The organism is Pseudomonas antarctica, from assembly GCF_900624995.1.
GTDB classification, from domain to species: Bacteria; Pseudomonadota; Gammaproteobacteria; order Pseudomonadales; family Pseudomonadaceae; genus Aquipseudomonas; species Aquipseudomonas antarctica.
The window spans coordinates 26,392-41,194 of the sequence record NZ_UYXQ01000001.1 but is presented as its reverse complement, the minus strand read 5'-3'; the positions used below and the strand labels follow the sequence as shown (position 1 = coordinate 41,194).

18 protein-coding genes and 1 other RNA gene are annotated in these 14,803 nt (G+C 60.3%); 10 read left to right on the top strand and 9 right to left on the bottom strand.

All coding sequences use genetic code 11. From position 1 onward, the window contains the following. Positions 1-7: 7 nt before the first annotated feature. Complete coding sequence (locus E0F99_RS00215; protein ID WP_083356196.1) at positions 8-457, bottom strand: EVE domain-containing protein; 450 nt, start codon at positions 455-457, stop codon at positions 8-10. A gap of 194 nt (positions 458-651) precedes the next feature. On the opposite strand from E0F99_RS00215, the gene E0F99_RS29940 reads away from it, so the two are divergent. Continuing rightward, positions 652-801 carry a hypothetical protein gene (locus E0F99_RS29940; protein WP_165447596.1) on the top strand — a complete coding sequence of 50 codons (150 nt, stop codon included), beginning with the start codon at positions 652-654 and terminating at the stop codon, positions 799-801. A gap of 7 nt (positions 802-808) precedes the next feature. On the opposite strand, the gene E0F99_RS00210 is transcribed toward E0F99_RS29940, so the two are convergent. From E0F99_RS00210 to E0F99_RS00195, 4 genes are all read right to left on the bottom strand, one after another. After that, entirely contained in the window at positions 809-1,438 is a 630-nt protein-coding gene (locus tag E0F99_RS00210; protein WP_083356197.1) for a 5-formyltetrahydrofolate cyclo-ligase, read from the bottom strand. A 58-nt stretch (positions 1,439-1,496) separates the two neighbouring features. Then, a non-coding RNA gene (ssrS, locus tag E0F99_RS00205) (6S RNA) lies at positions 1,497-1,675 on the bottom strand. A gap of 30 nt (positions 1,676-1,705) precedes the next feature. Beyond that, the gene (locus E0F99_RS00200) at positions 1,706-2,023 is read right to left on the bottom strand and encodes a cell division protein ZapA (RefSeq protein WP_003213956.1); all 318 of its coding nucleotides are present in this window, start codon (positions 2,021-2,023) and stop codon (positions 1,706-1,708) included. Continuing rightward, complete coding sequence (locus E0F99_RS00195) at positions 2,020-2,229, bottom strand: TIGR02449 family protein (protein WP_003177365.1); 210 nt, start codon at positions 2,227-2,229, stop codon at positions 2,020-2,022. The genes E0F99_RS00200 and E0F99_RS00195 overlap by 4 nt, the downstream gene beginning before the upstream one ends. A 138-nt stretch (positions 2,230-2,367) precedes the next feature. Between E0F99_RS00195 and E0F99_RS00190 the strand changes: the two genes are divergently transcribed. From E0F99_RS00190 to gcvH, 9 genes are all read left to right on the top strand, one after another. Further along, a complete protein-coding gene (locus E0F99_RS00190) occupies positions 2,368-2,925 on the top strand; it encodes a YecA/YgfB family protein (RefSeq protein ID WP_083356198.1) in 558 nt (185 codons plus the stop codon). A gap of 20 nt (positions 2,926-2,945) precedes the next feature. After that, positions 2,946-4,268, top strand: a complete 1,323-nt coding sequence (pepP, locus tag E0F99_RS00185; RefSeq protein WP_083356199.1) for a Xaa-Pro aminopeptidase — start codon at positions 2,946-2,948, stop codon at positions 4,266-4,268. Then, positions 4,265-5,452 (top strand): 2-octaprenyl-6-methoxyphenyl hydroxylase, encoded by a 1,188-nt coding sequence (ubiH, locus tag E0F99_RS00180; RefSeq protein WP_083356200.1) that lies wholly within the window; start codon positions 4,265-4,267, stop codon positions 5,450-5,452. Before pepP ends, ubiH begins: the two co-directional genes overlap by 4 nt. Next, complete coding sequence (locus E0F99_RS00175) at positions 5,445-5,930, top strand: DUF4442 domain-containing protein (RefSeq protein ID WP_083356201.1); 486 nt, start codon at positions 5,445-5,447, stop codon at positions 5,928-5,930. Before ubiH ends, E0F99_RS00175 begins: the two co-directional genes overlap by 8 nt. A gap of 9 nt (positions 5,931-5,939) precedes the next feature. Then, positions 5,940-7,157: a 2-octaprenyl-3-methyl-6-methoxy-1,4-benzoquinol hydroxylase gene (locus E0F99_RS00170; RefSeq protein ID WP_173667137.1), complete on the top strand. Its 1,218-nt coding sequence runs from the start codon at positions 5,940-5,942 to the stop codon at positions 7,155-7,157. A 95-nt stretch (positions 7,158-7,252) separates the two neighbouring features. Further along, complete coding sequence (locus E0F99_RS00165; RefSeq protein WP_083356203.1) at positions 7,253-8,257, top strand: extracellular solute-binding protein; 1,005 nt, start codon at positions 7,253-7,255, stop codon at positions 8,255-8,257. A gap of 160 nt (positions 8,258-8,417) precedes the next feature. After that, positions 8,418-10,034, top strand: coding sequence for an ABC transporter permease (locus tag E0F99_RS00160; RefSeq protein ID WP_083356204.1), 1,617 nt, complete (start codon positions 8,418-8,420; stop codon positions 10,032-10,034). Between the two features lie 155 nt (positions 10,035-10,189). Continuing rightward, positions 10,190-11,272, top strand: coding sequence for a glycine cleavage system aminomethyltransferase GcvT (gcvT, locus tag E0F99_RS00155; protein ID WP_083356205.1), 1,083 nt, complete (start codon positions 10,190-10,192; stop codon positions 11,270-11,272). Between the two features lie 52 nt (positions 11,273-11,324). After that, complete coding sequence (gene gcvH / locus E0F99_RS00150) at positions 11,325-11,708, top strand: glycine cleavage system protein GcvH (RefSeq protein ID WP_083356206.1); 384 nt, start codon at positions 11,325-11,327, stop codon at positions 11,706-11,708. A 122-nt stretch (positions 11,709-11,830) separates the two neighbouring features. On the opposite strand, the gene E0F99_RS00145 is transcribed toward gcvH, so the two are convergent. The 4 genes from E0F99_RS00145 to E0F99_RS00130 form a co-directional block, all read right to left on the bottom strand. Further along, entirely contained in the window at positions 11,831-12,973 is a 1,143-nt protein-coding gene (locus tag E0F99_RS00145) for a DegT/DnrJ/EryC1/StrS family aminotransferase (protein WP_083356207.1), read from the bottom strand. A 158-nt stretch (positions 12,974-13,131) separates the two neighbouring features. Beyond that, positions 13,132-13,797 (bottom strand): outer membrane protein, encoded by a 666-nt coding sequence (locus E0F99_RS00140; protein WP_083356208.1) that lies wholly within the window; start codon positions 13,795-13,797, stop codon positions 13,132-13,134. A 168-nt stretch (positions 13,798-13,965) separates the two neighbouring features. Further along, complete coding sequence (locus tag E0F99_RS00135; RefSeq protein WP_043046966.1) at positions 13,966-14,280, bottom strand: DUF2388 domain-containing protein; 315 nt, start codon at positions 14,278-14,280, stop codon at positions 13,966-13,968. A 68-nt stretch (positions 14,281-14,348) separates the two neighbouring features. Next, positions 14,349-14,795, bottom strand: a complete 447-nt coding sequence (locus E0F99_RS00130) for an NfeD family protein (protein ID WP_083356209.1) — start codon at positions 14,793-14,795, stop codon at positions 14,349-14,351. Positions 14,796-14,803 lie beyond the last annotated feature (8 nt).

The following is a 14,803-nucleotide window of genomic DNA, read 5'->3' as shown; positions in this document are numbered from 1 at the left end:
CGATCAGTTAAAGCAAATGGATGACTGCGGCCCACTGCTCAGGCGTGACCGCCATCACCGAAAGCCGGCTGCCCTTTTGCACCAGCGGCAATTCGGCGAGGGCGGCTTGCTGTTTCAGGTAGCCCAGGCCCAGCACTTTGGGGAAGGTTTTAACATGCGCCACGTTGATCGCACTCCAAGGATTTTTCTCGGGGCTGGCCTTGGCGTCGAAATAGTGGCTTTGTGGCTCCAGCGCGGTGGGATCGGGGTAGGCCGCCGCGATGATTTTGCCGATACCAGCAATGCCGGGCTCGGGGCAGCTGGAGTGGTAGAAGAAAAACTCATCACCGACGGCCATGGCCCGCAGGAAGTTGCGCGCCTGGTAGTTGCGAACCCCGTCCCAGCGGGCTTCGCCGAGCTTTTCCAGGCCGTTGATGGAGAGTTCGTCGGGCTCGGATTTCATCAGCCAGTAGGCCATTTTTGGGCTCCTGAAAAAGGCATTGGATAAGTTGTCAGGCAATTCCATGACAAACCGACAGTCGGTTGGCGTCAAGGTTTGCGTGTTGGTTCGCGTTACCGCAGAATGCCCGCTTTTAAGCTTGACGCAGCTGCAACGGACTACTTTGGAACGTTGTTGTCATCGTGTACGAGGTGCCTGAAGGGGGGCAATCGATGCAACGTAAACCGGATTTACTATGGATTTTGGTTATTTTGTTTGGTCTGGGCGTCGTGACCACCGGGTATGCGCAGAGCTTGTGGTCGAACAAGACCGATGCGCCCGTTGAACTGGCTCAGCAGCAGCCACAACTGTTCAAGCGTTAACACCTTTTCAAGGCGTCGCTGACTCCAGCGACGTTTCTGCGACATACCACTGCTTATCGGTGACGGTGCCCGCCAGTGGCACGTCCCAGCTTGCCTGCGCCAAGCGCTCGACTTTCTGACATTCATGGGCCAGCCCCAGCAGCGTCGGCTTGCGCCAGCTTTGGCGCCTGGCGAGGTAGGCCAGGCTGCGGTCATAAAACCCGCCGCCCATGCCCAGGCGCCCACCCACATCATCGAACCCCACCAGCGGCAACAGCACGAGATCAAGTGCCCATACCGGGCGCTGGCGATTGGCATTCGCGCGCGGCTCAAGAATGCGAAAGCGGTTGGGCAACAACTTATCCCCAGGCCGCACACGTTGGAACACCATCTTGGTCCGCGGCCAGGCACTGAGCACTGGCAGATAAGTGGCCTTGCCCCGGCGCTGAGCGGCGCGCAGCAGCAGGCGCGGATCGATTTCACCGTCCGTCGGTAGATACAAAGAGATATGTTTGGCGCGGTGAAACAGCGGGTGCTGTGCCAGTTGCCGATACAAGCCTTGGGCTGCCTTACGTTGTTCGCTCGGCGTCAGCTCGCGGCGAGCCTTGCGCAACATGCGTCGAAGTTGCGGGCGGGAAAGCGGCGCAGGTTCGTTCATGGTTTTTCGGCTCATAAAACAATGCCAGTCCTGGGACTGGCATTGAGTTTGGGAATTCAGGCTCCCCGACAGAGCCGCTGTCGACTTAGCCCTTGAACCCGAAAGTTCAAGGTGGAAGATGCAGTAGGCTTTAAGGCTTTCCGTCTAGCGGACATGCACACCAGCCCAACGTGCAACTTCCAGGGTAGTGCGAATCGGCTCAGGGACATCGCCGACTGGCAAACACGCCAGGGAGTGGGGCGAGTATACCTTAAACAGTCTCGGCAATCAGCCCTTGGGTGGCTCTGGATCGGTAGAAAGTACCAGATCAACCCGCTCCAGCAGGTCACGCACTTGCTCGCGCGTCGAGCCGCTGGCCTGCACGTCAGGCCGTTCCTGCTTATGCAGCAAATCGTGGGTAATGTTCAGCGCGGCCATCACGGCGATACGGTCGGCACCGATGACTTTGCCGCTGCTGCGGATTTCACGCATCTTGCCATCCAGGTAGCGGGCAGCACTCACCAGGTTGCTGCGTTCCTCCTGGGGGCAGATGATCGAATATTCTTTGTCGAGGATCTGCACGGTAACGCTATTGCTTGAACTCATGAGTCTTGCTCCAGGGCCTTCAGGCGCGAAATCATCGATTCGACCTTACGCCGGGCGATTTCGTTTTTTTCAATGAGGTGAGCGCGTTCCTCGCGCCAGGTCTTTTCCTGAGCTAATAGGAGTCCGTTTTGACTCTTTAGTTGCTCGACCCGATCAATTAGCAACTCGAGTCTGGCCATCAGCGCTTGCAGGTCGGTGTCTTCCATTGGGTTCCACTGGATTTGTCTGATGAATGGCAACTGCAGGATAAACGATCTGACGCCCTCGATAGTCTTGGTACGTCTGCCGGTGCTAGGATACAGCGCTTCATTCTAGACATTGCGCCGTCTGGCGCCTAGCTCACCATGCCTATTCAGAACTCCCCGTACGATGCTTTTTCCAAACTGCTGAGCACCAGCGGTCATCCTTGCTCGCCTGCCGAACTGCACGGCGTGCTGTTGGGCCGCAGTTGCACCGGTGTTGGCTTTGACGCTGACAACTGGCTGGCTGATGTGGCCGAGCTGCTCGAAACCGAGCCGACCGAGAACGTGCGTAACGCGCTGATCGGCCTGCAAGAGATGGTCAAAGGCGAGCTGACCGGTGACGACGTCACCGTGGTCTTGCTGCTGCCGACCGATGACGCGCCGCTCGCCGAACGCGCTGCCGCGCTGGGCCAATGGTGCCAGGGCTTCCTCCATGGTTTCGGCGTCAACGCCGGCGGCCTGGAGCTGAGCACCGACGCCAAGGAAGTGCTGCAGGACCTGGCGGCGATCTCCCAGGTGCAAGACGCCTTGGAAGAATCCGAAGACGGCGAAGGTGACTACATGGAGGTGATGGAATACCTGCGTGTCGCGCCGCTGTTGCTGTTCACCGAGACCAAAAAATCGGCTGAGCCTGCTACACCCAAGCCGTCGCTGCACTAAGAAAGGAAGCCCATCTGCCCATGATCCATATCCCCAAAGCGGAATACACCCGTCGCCGCAAGGCGCTCATGGCGCAGATGGAACCCAACAGCATCGCGATCCTGCCGGCTGCCGCCGTGGCGATCCGCAACCGTGATGTCGAGCACGTCTACCGCCAAGACAGCGACTTCCAGTACCTGAGCGGCTTCCCTGAACCGCAAGCGGTGATCGTGCTGATGCCCGGTCGCCAACATGGCGAGTACGTGCTGTTCTGCCGCGAGCGCAATGCCGAACGCGAGTTGTGGGACGGCCTGCGCGCCGGCACCGAAGGCGCGATCCGCGATTTTGGCGCCGACGATGCGTTCCCTATCACCGACATCGACGACATCCTGCCTGGCCTGATCGAAGGCCGCGACCGGGTGTACTCGGCCATGGGCAGCAACGCCGAATTCGACCGGCATGTGATGGAGTGGATCAACGTGATCCGCTCTAAAGCACACCTGGGCGCCCAGCCGCCGAACGAATTTGTTGCCCTGGATCATCTGCTCCACGACATGCGCCTGTATAAATCGGCGGCAGAAGTGAAGGTGATGCGCGAGGCCGCACGAATTTCCTGCGCCGCCCACGTCAAGGCGATGCAGGCCAGCCGCGCGGGGTTGCATGAGTTCAGCCTGGAAGCCGAACTGGATTACGAATTCCGTAAGGGCGGCGCGAAAATGCCGGCGTATGGCTCCATCGTCGCTGCCGGGCGCAACAGCTGCATCCTGCATTACCAGCAGAATGACGCGGTGCTCAAGGACGGCGACCTGGTGCTGATCGACGCCGGTTGCGAGATCGACTGCTACGCCAGCGACATCACGCGCACCTGGCCGGTCAGCGGCAGGTTTTCGCCCGAGCAGAAGGCGATCTACGAGATTGTGCTGGCCTCCCAGGAAGCCGCGTTTGCCGAGATCGCGCCGAACAAACATTGGAACCAGGCCCACGAGGCGACGGTGAAAGTCATCACCGCCGGGCTGGTGAAGCTGGGACTGCTGCAAGGCGACGTCGACGAGCTGATCGCCAGCGAAGCCTACCGCGCCTTTTATATGCACCGCGCCGGCCATTGGCTGGGCATGGATGTGCACGATGTGGGTGAGTACAAGGTGGGCGGCGAATGGCGGGTGCTGGAAGTTGGCATGGCATTGACCGTGGAACCTGGCATCTATATTTCGCCCGATAACCAGAGCGTGGCGAAGAAGTGGCGTGGCATTGGCGTACGCATCGAGGACGACGTGGTAGTAACCAAGCAAGGCTGTGAAATTCTGACCGGCGGCGTTCCCAAGACCGTCGTCGAGATCGAAGCGCTGATGGCGGCCGCCCGATGAGCCGGGTCAATCTGGCGATTATCGGTGGTGGCCTGGTGGGCGCCAGCCTGGCGCTGGCGTTGCAGGCCGGGGCCAAGGCGCGGGGCTGGAAGATCATGCTGATCGAACCGTTCGCGCCGGGTGACAGTTACCAGCCGAGCTACGACGCACGTTCTTCGGCGTTGTCCTACGGCGCTCGGCAGATTTATCAGCGCTTGGGTTTGTGGCAGGACATTTCCCGTCGCGCCGAGCCGATCAAACAGATTCACGTGTCGGACCGTGGCCGCTTCTCCACCGCGCGCCTGTCCGCCATGGAGGAGGGCGTGCCCGCCCTCGGTTATGTGGTGGAAAACGCCTGGCTCGGCCAGTGCCTGTGGAAAGGCTTGGACAAGGACGTCGTCAGTTGGCGTTGCCCGGCGGAAGTCACGCGCATGGAGCCGCTGCCCGATGGCTATCGCCTGACGCTCAACGATGAAACCGCGCTGGAATGCGACCTCGCGGTATTGGCCGATGGCGGTCGCTCCGGTTTGCGCGAGCAATTGGGCATCGGTGTGAAAACCCGCCCGTATAACCAGAGCGCGCTGATCGCTAACATCACCCCGAGTGAAGCCCATAACGGCGAAGCCTTCGAGCGCTTTACCGATGAAGGGCCGATGGCCTTGCTGCCGCTGCCGGACAACCGCTGCGCGCTGGTGTGGACGCGCATCGGCATGGACGCTCAGCGTCTGGCCAACCTCGATGAGCGCAGTTTCCTCAGCGAGTTACAGGGCGTGTTCGGCTACCGCCTCGGCACCCTGAAGCAAGTCGGCGCGCGGCACCTGTACCCGCTGACGCTGGTGGAAGCTGAAGAGCAAGTACGCTCGCACTTGGCCGTGCTCGGCAATGCCGCTCACAGCCTGCACCCGATTGCCGGGCAGGGTTTCAACTTGTCCCTGCGCGATGCCAGCGCCTTGGCCGAGGCCTTACTGACCGGGCCGGCGGTGCCGGGCGATTTGGCGACGTTGCAACGCTATCGCGAGCGCCAGCGCCTGGACCAGCAACTGACCGTGGGCTTCTCCGATCAGGTCACGCGCCTGTTTGGCAGCGCTCAACCATTGGTGGCTATGGGCCGCAATATGGGCCTGCTGGGCCTGGACCTGCTACCGCCGGCCAAGCGCTGGTTCGCCCGTCAGGCCATGGGCTTGGGGACGCGCCCCGATGCGTAAGTGGTTGATCCAGCGTTTGGGTAAAGCGCGGCTGCTGCGTTGGGTCATGACCCTTTATCCGCCTTATCTGGGGGCGGGGATAAGCGTGCAGCACATGAGCGCTGACTTTCGTCATGTCAAAGTGCGCATGGGGCTTGGCTGGTACAACCGCAATTACGTCGGCACGCAATTTGGCGGCAGCCTGTATTCGATGGTCGACCCGTTCTACATGTTGCTGTTGATGGAGAACCTGGGCCGCGACTACATCGTGTGGGACAAAGCCGCGAGCATCGACTTCGTGTCACCGGGCAAAGGCCCGGTATACGTCGAATTTTCCATCGACGAGGCCTTGCTGGACGAGATTCGCAGGCAGACCGAAGGTGGCGAGAAGTACTTGCCCCACCTCAAGGTACAGATTCATGACGGCTCCGGCACTTTGGTGGCGCGGGTCGACAAAACCCTTTACGTGCGGCGCAAGCCGCCAGCAAAGCAGGCTTAAAGCATGGATATGCGCGCAGATGTGCTGATTGTCGGGGCTGGAATGGTTGGAAGTGCCCTGGCCCTGGCGTTGCAAGGCAGTGGTCTGCAGGTGTTGCTGCTGGATGGCAGCCCGCTGAGCGTCAAACCGTTCGACCAGGATGCGGCCTTCGAACCCCGCGTAAGCGCCTTGTCGGCCGCCAGCCAGCGCATTCTCGAGCGCCTAGGCGTGTGGGACGGCATCGTCTCGCGGCGCGCCAGCCCTTATGGCGAAATGCAAGTGTGGGACGGCAGCGGCACTGGGCAGGTCCACTTTTCGGCGGCCAGCGTGCATGCCGAAGTACTCGGGCATATCGTCGAGAACCGCGTGGTTCAGGATGCCTTGCTTGACCGCCTGCACGACTGCGACCTGGGCCTTTTGGCCAACGCACGGCTGGAGCAGATGCGCCGCTCCGGCGATGACTGGCTGCTGACCCTGGCCGATGGCCGCAAGTTACGGGCGCCGCTGGTGGTCGCCGCCGATGGCGCCAACTCCGCCGTACGTCGCCTGACCGGCACCGCGACCCGCGAATGGGATTACTTGCATAACGCCATTGTCACCAGCGTGCGCAGCAGCCAGCCGCACCAGCGTACGGCCTGGCAACGCTTTACCGACACTGGCCCGCTGGCATTTTTGCCGCTGGTACGCGATGGGCAAGAGGATTGGTGCTCTATTGTCTGGTCGACCACTCCGGCGGAATCCGAGCGCCTGATGGTGCTGGATGATGAACGCTTTTGCCGTGAATTGGAGCGCGCCTTTGAAGGCCGGCTTGGTACGGTGATCAGCGCTGACCCGCGTGTCTGTGTGCCATTGCGCCAACGCCACGCCAAACGCTACGTGGCCGAAGGTTTGGCGCTGATCGGCGATGCGGCGCACGTGATCCACCCGTTGGCGGGGCAGGGTGTGAACCTGGGTTTCCTCGATGCGGCGGTGCTGGCCGAAGTCTTGTTGTCAGCGACCGAGCGCGGCGAGCGCATGGCCGATGTGAAGGTGCTGAGCCGCTACGAGCGTCGGCGTATGCCGCATAACCTCGCGCTAATGGCGGCGATGGAAGGTTTTGAGCGCTTGTTCCAGGCTGATCAATTGCCCTTGCGCTGGCTGCGTAACGCCGGGTTGAAAATGGTCGACCACATGCCAGAAGCCAAGGCGGTTTTTGTGCGCCAGGCGCTGGGTTTGACGGGGGACCTGCCGGAGCTGGCCAAGCCTTGAGGCGAACGCGCAACATCTGGTAACTCCTCCGCCAAGCGCTACCAAATGTGAGTCCTTATCATTTGCCCTCTTTTTGCAAATGAGAGACCGCACCCATGTTGGCACCCAAGCGCCTCCTGACTGCCCTGGCACTCACCCTTATCGGCAGCACCACCGTGCAGGCAGCCGACGAAGTCGTGGTCTACTCCTCGCGCATCGACGAACTGATCAAGCCGGTGTTCGACGCCTACACCCAGAAAACCGGCGTACAGGTGAAGTTCATCACTGACAAGGAAGCCCCGCTGATGCAGCGGATCAAGGCCGAAGGCGAAAACGCCACCGCCGACCTGCTGCTCACCGTCGACGCCGGTAACCTCTGGCAGGCCGAGCAAATGGGCATCCTGCAGCCGTTCACCTCGCAGGTGATCGACAAGAACATTCCTCTGCAATATCGCGCTTCCAGCCACGCCTGGACCGGCTTGAGCCTGCGTGCGCGAACCATCGCCTATTCGACCGACCGGGTAAAACCGGGTGACCTGACCACGTACGAAGCCCTGGCCGACAAGCAATGGGAAGGCCGCCTGTGCCTGCGCACGGCGAAGAAGGTCTACAACCAGTCGCTGACCGCCACGCTGATCGAAACCCACGGCGCGGCCAAGACCGAAGAAATCGTCAAAGGCTGGGTCAATAACCTGTCCACCGACGTGTTCTCTGATGACATCGCCGTGCTCGAAGCGATCAACGCCGGGCAGTGCGACGTGGGTATCATCAACACTTACTACTACGGGCGCCTGCACAAGCAGAAGCCGGACCTGGCGGTGAAGCTGTTCTGGCCGAATCAGGGCGACCGTGGCGTGCATGTGAACCTGTCGGGCATCGGCCTGACCAAGCATGCGCCGCACCCGGAAGCAGCCAAGGCCTTGGTGGAGTGGATGACCACGCCTGAGGCGCAGAAGATCTTTGCCGATGTGAACCAGGAATTCCCGGCCAACCCGGCCGTGCCGCCATCGGCGGAAGTCGCAACCTGGGGCAAGTTCGTGGCGGATACCTTGCCGGTGGAAGTGGCGGGCAAGCGCCAGGCTGAGGCCATTCGGTTGATGGACCGCGCTGGCTGGAACTAAATTTTTAGAACGCCGCCGATCAAATGTAGGAGCGGGCTTGCTCGCGAACGCGTCGTGTCAGTTGATACAGGTGTGACTGACACACCGCTTTCGCGAGCAAGCCCGCTCCCACATTGGTTGGTGGTGCTTTCAAGACAACTGACACCCTGAGAGTTATTCCTTGGCCCACCCCGCCCAACGCCGCTGGTACCTGCCGGTTTTCACCGTCGCCGCCCTGGTGCTGCTGCCGCTGAGCGTGCTGTTGCTGTCCTGGCAAAGCATCGATCAACAGATCTGGTCCCATCTGTGGGAGACCCAGATGACGCGCCTGCTGGGCAACACCCTGACCCTGGTGTTGGGCGTCGGTGTCGGTGTAACGCTGTTGGGCGTGAGCCTGGCCTGGTTGACCAGTCTCTGCGAGTTCCCTGGACGGCGCTGGCTCGACTGGGCGTTGATGCTGCCTTTCGCGATTCCGGCCTACGTGCTGGCCTTTGTGTTTGTCGGGCTGTTGGATTTTGCGGGTCCGGTGCAAACCCTGCTGCGTGAAGGGTTCGGCAATGGCTTGCGCCTGCCGCGCGTGCGTTCCACCAGCGGCGTAATCATCGTGTTGGTGCTGGTGTTCTATCCCTACGTCTATCTGCTGGCGCGCACTGCGTTCCTGGCTCAGGGCAAAGGCTTGATGGAGGCGGCACGCGTGCTTGGCCAATCGCCATGGCAGTCGTTCTGGCGTGTGGCGCTGCCCATGGCACGGCCGGCGATTGGTGCTGGCGTAGCCTTGGCGCTGATGGAAACCCTGGCGGATTTCGGTGCCGTCTCGGTATTCAATTTCGACACCTTCACCACGGCCATCTACAAGACCTGGTATGGTTTTTTCAGCCTGTCCAGCGCCGCCCAACTGGCCAGCCTGTTGCTGCTGGTGGTGATGCTGGTGCTTTACGGCGAACGGCGTGCGCGCGGTGCCAGCCGCCCGAGTAATGAACGGCCACGGGGCAAGGCGTTGTACCACCTGCGCGGGTTCAAGGCCGCAGCGGCCAGTGCCTGGTGTGGCTTGGTGTTCGCGTGCGCCTTTGTCATCCCGATGCTGCAACTGGTCGCCTGGTTCTGGCAGCGCGGGCGGTTCGATCTGGATGAGCGTTATACCGGGTTGATCATCCACACCCTCTACCTGGGCGGCATCGCGGCCCTGATCACGGTCAGCGTGGCGTTGATATTGGCGTTTGCCAACCGTCTGGCGCCGACCCGGGCGATTCGCTCTGGCATCAGCCTGGCTAATGTCGGCTATGCTTTGCCGGGCTCGGTGTTGGCGGTGTCGATCATGCTGGCGTTCAGTTACCTGGACGGTGAGTTGGTGGTGCCGTTGTCGGGTTGGCTCGGCGGTGCGGGCAAGCCGTTGTTGCTCGGCAGCCTGTCGGCGCTGGTGCTGGCCTATCTGGTGCGCTTCCTTGCAGTGGCCTACGGGCCGTTGGAAAACTGCCTCGCGCGAATCCGTCCAGCGCTACCCGAAGCTGCACGCAGCCTTGGGGTGAGTGGGCCGCGACTGTTTTGCAAAGTGTATCTGCCGCTGTTGCTGCCGGGCACGTTGAGCGCGGCGCTGCTGGTGTTCGTCGATGTGCTCAAGGAAATGCCCGCGACCCTGCTGATGCGCCCGTTTGGCTGGGACACCCTGGCGGTGCGGATCTTTGAAATGACCAGTGAAGGGGAATGGGCGCGGGCGTCGCTGCCGGCGCTGACACTGGTGTTGGTGGGCCTGTTGCCGGTGATCGGCCTGATCCGGCGCTCCGCCCGGCAAATCGGTTAGGTGTCAGTCCTACGGCTTACGGCTACAATGCGCGGCATTCGGTGCGCTCCGTCTTTCGGAGCGAGTCGCTGTATGTCGCTGCAGGCCTTATAAATCGGGTTTTCAGCGCAAACGGCAGCTCTGCGCATCTTCGCCAAGCCCGGAAGGAGAAACCCATGGGACAGCGTACGCCTCTGTATGACCTGCATCTCGCCCTCGGCGCGAAAATGGTCGATTTTGGCGGTTGGGATATGCCTTTGCACTACGGCTCGCAAGTTGAAGAACACCATCAGGTGCGACGCGACTGCGGGGTGTTTGACGTATCTCATATGACCGTGATCGATGTCACAGGCCTTCAGGCCAAGGAATGGCTCCAGCACTTGCTGGCCAATGATGTTGATCGTTTGCATGGCTGCGGCCGTGCGCTTTACAGCGCCATGCTCAATGAGCAGGGCGGCGTGGTGGACGACATGATCGTGTACCGCACCGAGACCGGTTACCGGCTGGTGGTCAACGCCGCTACGCGTGATCAGGATATGGCCTGGATGCAAGCGCAGCTGGGCGACTACTCGGTTCAACTGCATGAGCGGCCAGAATTGGCCATGCTCGCCATTCAAGGCCCGCACGCCCGGCAGAAAATCGCCGAGCTGGTCACGCAGTCTCGCGGCACGCTTATCCACCAGCTCAAGCCCTTTGAAGGCCAGGCCGAGGGCGACTGGTTTATCGCCCGCACGGGTTACACCGGTGAAGATGGCCTGGAAATTGTCCTACCCGCCGATCAGGCTCCGGGCTTTTTCAACGATCTGGTAGGGGCCGGTATTTCACCCATCGGCCTTGGCGCCCGCGATACCCTGCGCCTGGAAGCCGGCATGAACCTGTATGGCCAGGATATTCACCAGGACGTTTCGCCCTTGGCGGCCAATATGGCCTGGAGCATCGCCTGGGAACCGGCTGAGCGCCAGTTCATCGGCCGCAGTGCCCTTGAGGCAGAGAAGGCAGCCGGTGTGCAGTTCAAACTGGTCGGGCTGGTGCTGGAAGAGCGTGGCGTTTTACGCGCTCACCAAGTGGTTCGTATCGCCAATGTTGGCGAAGGGGAGATCACCAGTGGTAGTTTCTCTCCTACGCTGAGCAAATCCATTGCCCTGGCGCGTGTACCGACGGCTACCGCCGATCGGGCCGAAGTGGAAATCCGCGGCAAGTGGTACCCGGTTCGAGTGGTCAAACCGACCTTCGTGCGCCATGGCAAAACCTTGATCTAACTATTTCCGGCAGGCCTGAGGCCGCTGACATTTCTTCTTGAGGACACAGACTATGAGCAATATCCCTGCCGACCTGCGTTTTGCCGAAAGTCACGAATGGGCCCGTCTGGAAGCTGACGGCACCGTGACCGTCGGTATCTCCGACCATGCTCAGGAAGCTTTGGGTGATGTGGTGTTTGTTGAGCTGGCTGAAGTTGGCGCCAAGTTTGAGGCTGAAGGCCAGGCTGGTGTGGTTGAGTCGGTGAAAGCGGCTTCGGATATCTACGCCCCGGTTGCTGGCGAAGTGATTGCGGTCAACGAGGAACTGAGTGGTAGCCCTGAGCTGCTGAACTCCGACCCGTACGGCGCTTGGATCTTCAAGCTCAAGCCAAGCAGCCCGGCTGACCTGGAAAAACTGTTGGATGCCGCGGCCTACAAGGCTGCCATCGGCGAGTAAACACAAGCAGCTGTAACAGCACAAATCAATATTGGGGGCTGGTCGGTCTGCGATAGCGTCACCTCGGTGTGACAGGCTCACCGAGGTATCTGCATCGCAGGCAAGCCAGCTCCCACATGGCGTTAACCGGCTTTCAATACCGCTTTAACCGCAGCCACTGACCTCTCCACATCCGCCTCTGTCATCGCCGTGAACATCGGCAACGACACGATCAAACGCCCAACACGCTCTGCTACCGGGAACATGCCTTCCTTGAAACCCTGTGCCCGATACAGGCTCAGCAAGTGGATTGGCGGGTAGTGATAGCCAATGCCGACGCCATGCGCTTGCATTTGCTCCATGAAGGTTGCGCGGGCGGGCAGACCATCCTTACGCTCCGGCAATACCAACTGGAACAGGTGCCAGTTGCTGTTTTCGAAATCCGCAGGCGGTAATTGCGCGCCGTATTGCTTTTCAAAGTCACTGCCGAAGCACTTGAAGTAATGGCGCGCCAGGTTCTGGCGATGCGCCGTGATCTTCTCGATATGCGCGAACTGCCCCAGGCCGATAGCTGCAGCAATGTCAGTCATGTTGAACTTGCCGCCCAACACGTCCACGTCCAGGCCGTCGAAACCGCTACGGGTAACGCCCTGCAGACGATACTTTTCGGCCAGGCGGGCCTCTTCGGCGTTGTTCAACACCAGGCAACCACCCTCGGAAGACGTGATGTTCTTGTTCGCCTGGAAGCTGAACGACACGAAGTCGCCGGTGGCGCCGATACGCTCGCCGTCCCAGCTGGAGCCCAGGGCCTGTGCGGCGTCTTCGACAATGCGCAGGTTGTACTTGTTGGCCAACGCATAAAGCATTGGCATGTCCAGCGGCAGGCCCGCGAGGTACACCGGGATGATCGCCTTGGTGCGCGGCGTGATTGCCGCTTCTACCTGGGCCAGGTCGATATTGCGAGTCACCGGGTCGATATCGGCAAATACCGGCGTCGCGCCCACTTCCAGAATCACGTTGGCCGTGGCGACCCAGGAAATCGGCGTGGTGATGACTTCATCCCCAGGGCCAATACCGGCGATGCGTAAGGCAATCTCCATCGTGCAGGTGCCGGAGTTGAATGTGCGCACCGGCCGGCCGCCAAAGTATTCCGACAGTTGCGCTTCGAATGCCTGCACTTTAGGCCCGCTGGTGATCCATCCCGAGCGCAGTACATCGCCGACCGCCGAGATGGTGGCTTCATCAATGGTAGGTTTGGAAAATGGCAGAAAGGGCTGTTGGCTCATAACGACGAAGGCATCCGTTTCAGATAGGCGATGAGTAAGGGGCGTATCAGTACCGGCATGGTTGCACGGCTCGACTGAATATAGCCTGTCGCGCGTGAATGAATCGTCATGTCGCGCATAAAAAATGCCGCGTCGTCAGCGGCATTTTTAATGGCATGTCAGAAGGATAGGCGGGCTTCAAAAAACACATTCTGTTCTTTGAGCTTGCCCTTGAGCTGCTCATCCTTGGCATTTGCCCGGTTGACGAAGGTGTTGTAGCCAGTTTCAACCGGCCCCATGTCCACGTAACGCCAGCCGGTGCCCAGGGTCAGTTTTTCGCTGACCTTGGCGTCCAGGCCCAAGCCTACGCTATAGGCGAAATTGTATTGGCGGTTGCTGGCGAACTGACGGTTAGGGTTGCCCTGATAACCCTCGGTATCAATTTGCGCCACACCCACGCCCGCCATGCCGTAAAACGACAGCCAGTCGTTAAGCGGGATGTTTTTATAGCCGTTGAGCATCAAGCGCTGGCTATCGACTTCAAGACGGTTGACGTTGGCATTGAAGGGCGCCCAATAGGCGTCGAACGTCGAGCTGTTGCGTGTAGTGTATTCGCCCTCCAGGCGCCAGCCCTCGGCAAAGGCATACCCTGCTGCGAATGAGCCGGTGAATGCTTTGTTGCTGTCGGGTGCATCTATCTGATGCGTGACGCGTGGGCTGGTCAGCAAGGCGCTGGAGAGATTCTGACGGGTGCTGTTGAGCTTTGACGAGCCATACCACCCTTCTGCCTGGGCATACGGTGTGCTGATCGCGGCGAGGAGTAGAAGGGAAGACAGTTTTTGCATGGTGGTCGATTCGCGGGTGGGAAAGGAATCGATAGCTTGTTGCTGCCCTCGTGAAGTGGTCGACAGGACTTATCCTGTTCAGGCACCCATGCTTGTGCCGTCGAGGTAGGAAAAATCAGCGCAAAAAAATGCCGCTCCAAAAGAGCGGCATTTTTTTACAGGTCGCCGTTACTCGGTCACAGCATTTTTCGCGAGGATAGCGTTGGCCAATTCCATATCGGTGGCTTTGAGGCCGGGGTTGTCGGCGCGGACTTTCTGCATGGCAGCTTCCAGGTATGGGCCACGGATGCCGCCGTCGCTGGCAACAAAGCTACCAGCGTCATCTTGGGCGGCGACTACCAGTTTGTGGTCCTTGAAGGTCAAGTACGTCGAGCCGGTGGTGGCGCCGGACGAGATGACATTGCGCCAGAAGCTGTCGGCCATGGCTGAGCCGACAGGTAGGGAAAGCACAGCGAGGGTCGCGACAGCATATTTGAGACGCATGGGGGTGACTCCGGGTAGGTTATCTGAACAGTTTGATTGTAGATAACCCAACCGAGTTCCATCACTGACTAAACAGTTTCGACCTGTAAAATCACGCCATCCTGACCGATGACACGTACATGAGCACCTACTGCACTGTCCGGCCCGGTCGCCATCCACACGCTATCGCCGACCTTTATCTTGCCCCGACCATCGACGATCGCCTGGTGCACCATAAAAGTGCGTCCTATCAATTCCGAGCCACGCATGTTCAGCCCCGGCTGGTCGCTGACCTTGGCGCTGCTACGCTGGCGTTTCCACCAGTACACTGCTGTGAGGATCGATAACACAGCGAATAGCAGCAGTTGCCATTCCAGCCCGAGCGGCGGGATCAGGAACTTGATCACGCCCACAGCGGCGGCGGCGATCCCCATCCACAGCAGGTAGCCACCGGCGCCGAATACTTCAAGAATCAGCAGCACCGTCCCCAGTGCCAACCAATCCCAGAACGACAGATGCTGCAGGAAATCCCACATCACAATGG

Bases quoted from the DNA above. Each gene is read 5' to 3' on its own strand.
- E0F99_RS00145 (WP_083356207.1), bottom strand. From the start codon at position 12,973: ATGAGCCAACAGCCCTTTCTGCCATTTTCCAAACCTACCATTGATGAA.
- E0F99_RS00215 (WP_083356196.1), bottom strand. From the start codon at position 457: ATGGCCTACTGGCTGATGAAATCCGAGCCCGACGAACTCTCCATCAAC.
- ubiH (WP_083356200.1), top strand. From the start codon at position 4,265: ATGAGCCGGGTCAATCTGGCGATTATCGGTGGTGGCCTGGTGGGCGCC.
- pepP (WP_083356199.1), top strand. From the start codon at position 2,946: ATGATCCATATCCCCAAAGCGGAATACACCCGTCGCCGCAAGGCGCTC.
- E0F99_RS00195 (WP_003177365.1), bottom strand. From the start codon at position 2,229: ATGGAAGACACCGACCTGCAAGCGCTGATGGCCAGACTCGAGTTGCTA.
- E0F99_RS00190 (WP_083356198.1), top strand. From the start codon at position 2,368: ATGCCTATTCAGAACTCCCCGTACGATGCTTTTTCCAAACTGCTGAGC.
- E0F99_RS00165 (WP_083356203.1), top strand. From the start codon at position 7,253: ATGTTGGCACCCAAGCGCCTCCTGACTGCCCTGGCACTCACCCTTATC.
- E0F99_RS00170 (WP_173667137.1), top strand. From the start codon at position 5,940: ATGCGCGCAGATGTGCTGATTGTCGGGGCTGGAATGGTTGGAAGTGCC.
- E0F99_RS00140 (WP_083356208.1), bottom strand. From the start codon at position 13,797: ATGCAAAAACTGTCTTCCCTTCTACTCCTCGCCGCGATCAGCACACCG.
- E0F99_RS00210 (WP_083356197.1), bottom strand. From the start codon at position 1,438: ATGAACGAACCTGCGCCGCTTTCCCGCCCGCAACTTCGACGCATGTTG.
- E0F99_RS29940 (WP_165447596.1), top strand. From the start codon at position 652: ATGCAACGTAAACCGGATTTACTATGGATTTTGGTTATTTTGTTTGGT.
- E0F99_RS00135 (WP_043046966.1), bottom strand. From the start codon at position 14,280: ATGCGTCTCAAATATGCTGTCGCGACCCTCGCTGTGCTTTCCCTACCT.
- E0F99_RS00130 (WP_083356209.1), bottom strand. From the start codon at position 14,795: ATGTGGGATTTCCTGCAGCATCTGTCGTTCTGGGATTGGTTGGCACTG.
- E0F99_RS00200 (WP_003213956.1), bottom strand. From the start codon at position 2,023: ATGAGTTCAAGCAATAGCGTTACCGTGCAGATCCTCGACAAAGAATAT.
- gcvH (WP_083356206.1), top strand. From the start codon at position 11,325: ATGAGCAATATCCCTGCCGACCTGCGTTTTGCCGAAAGTCACGAATGG.
- gcvT (WP_083356205.1), top strand. From the start codon at position 10,190: ATGGGACAGCGTACGCCTCTGTATGACCTGCATCTCGCCCTCGGCGCG.
- E0F99_RS00175 (WP_083356201.1), top strand. From the start codon at position 5,445: ATGCGTAAGTGGTTGATCCAGCGTTTGGGTAAAGCGCGGCTGCTGCGT.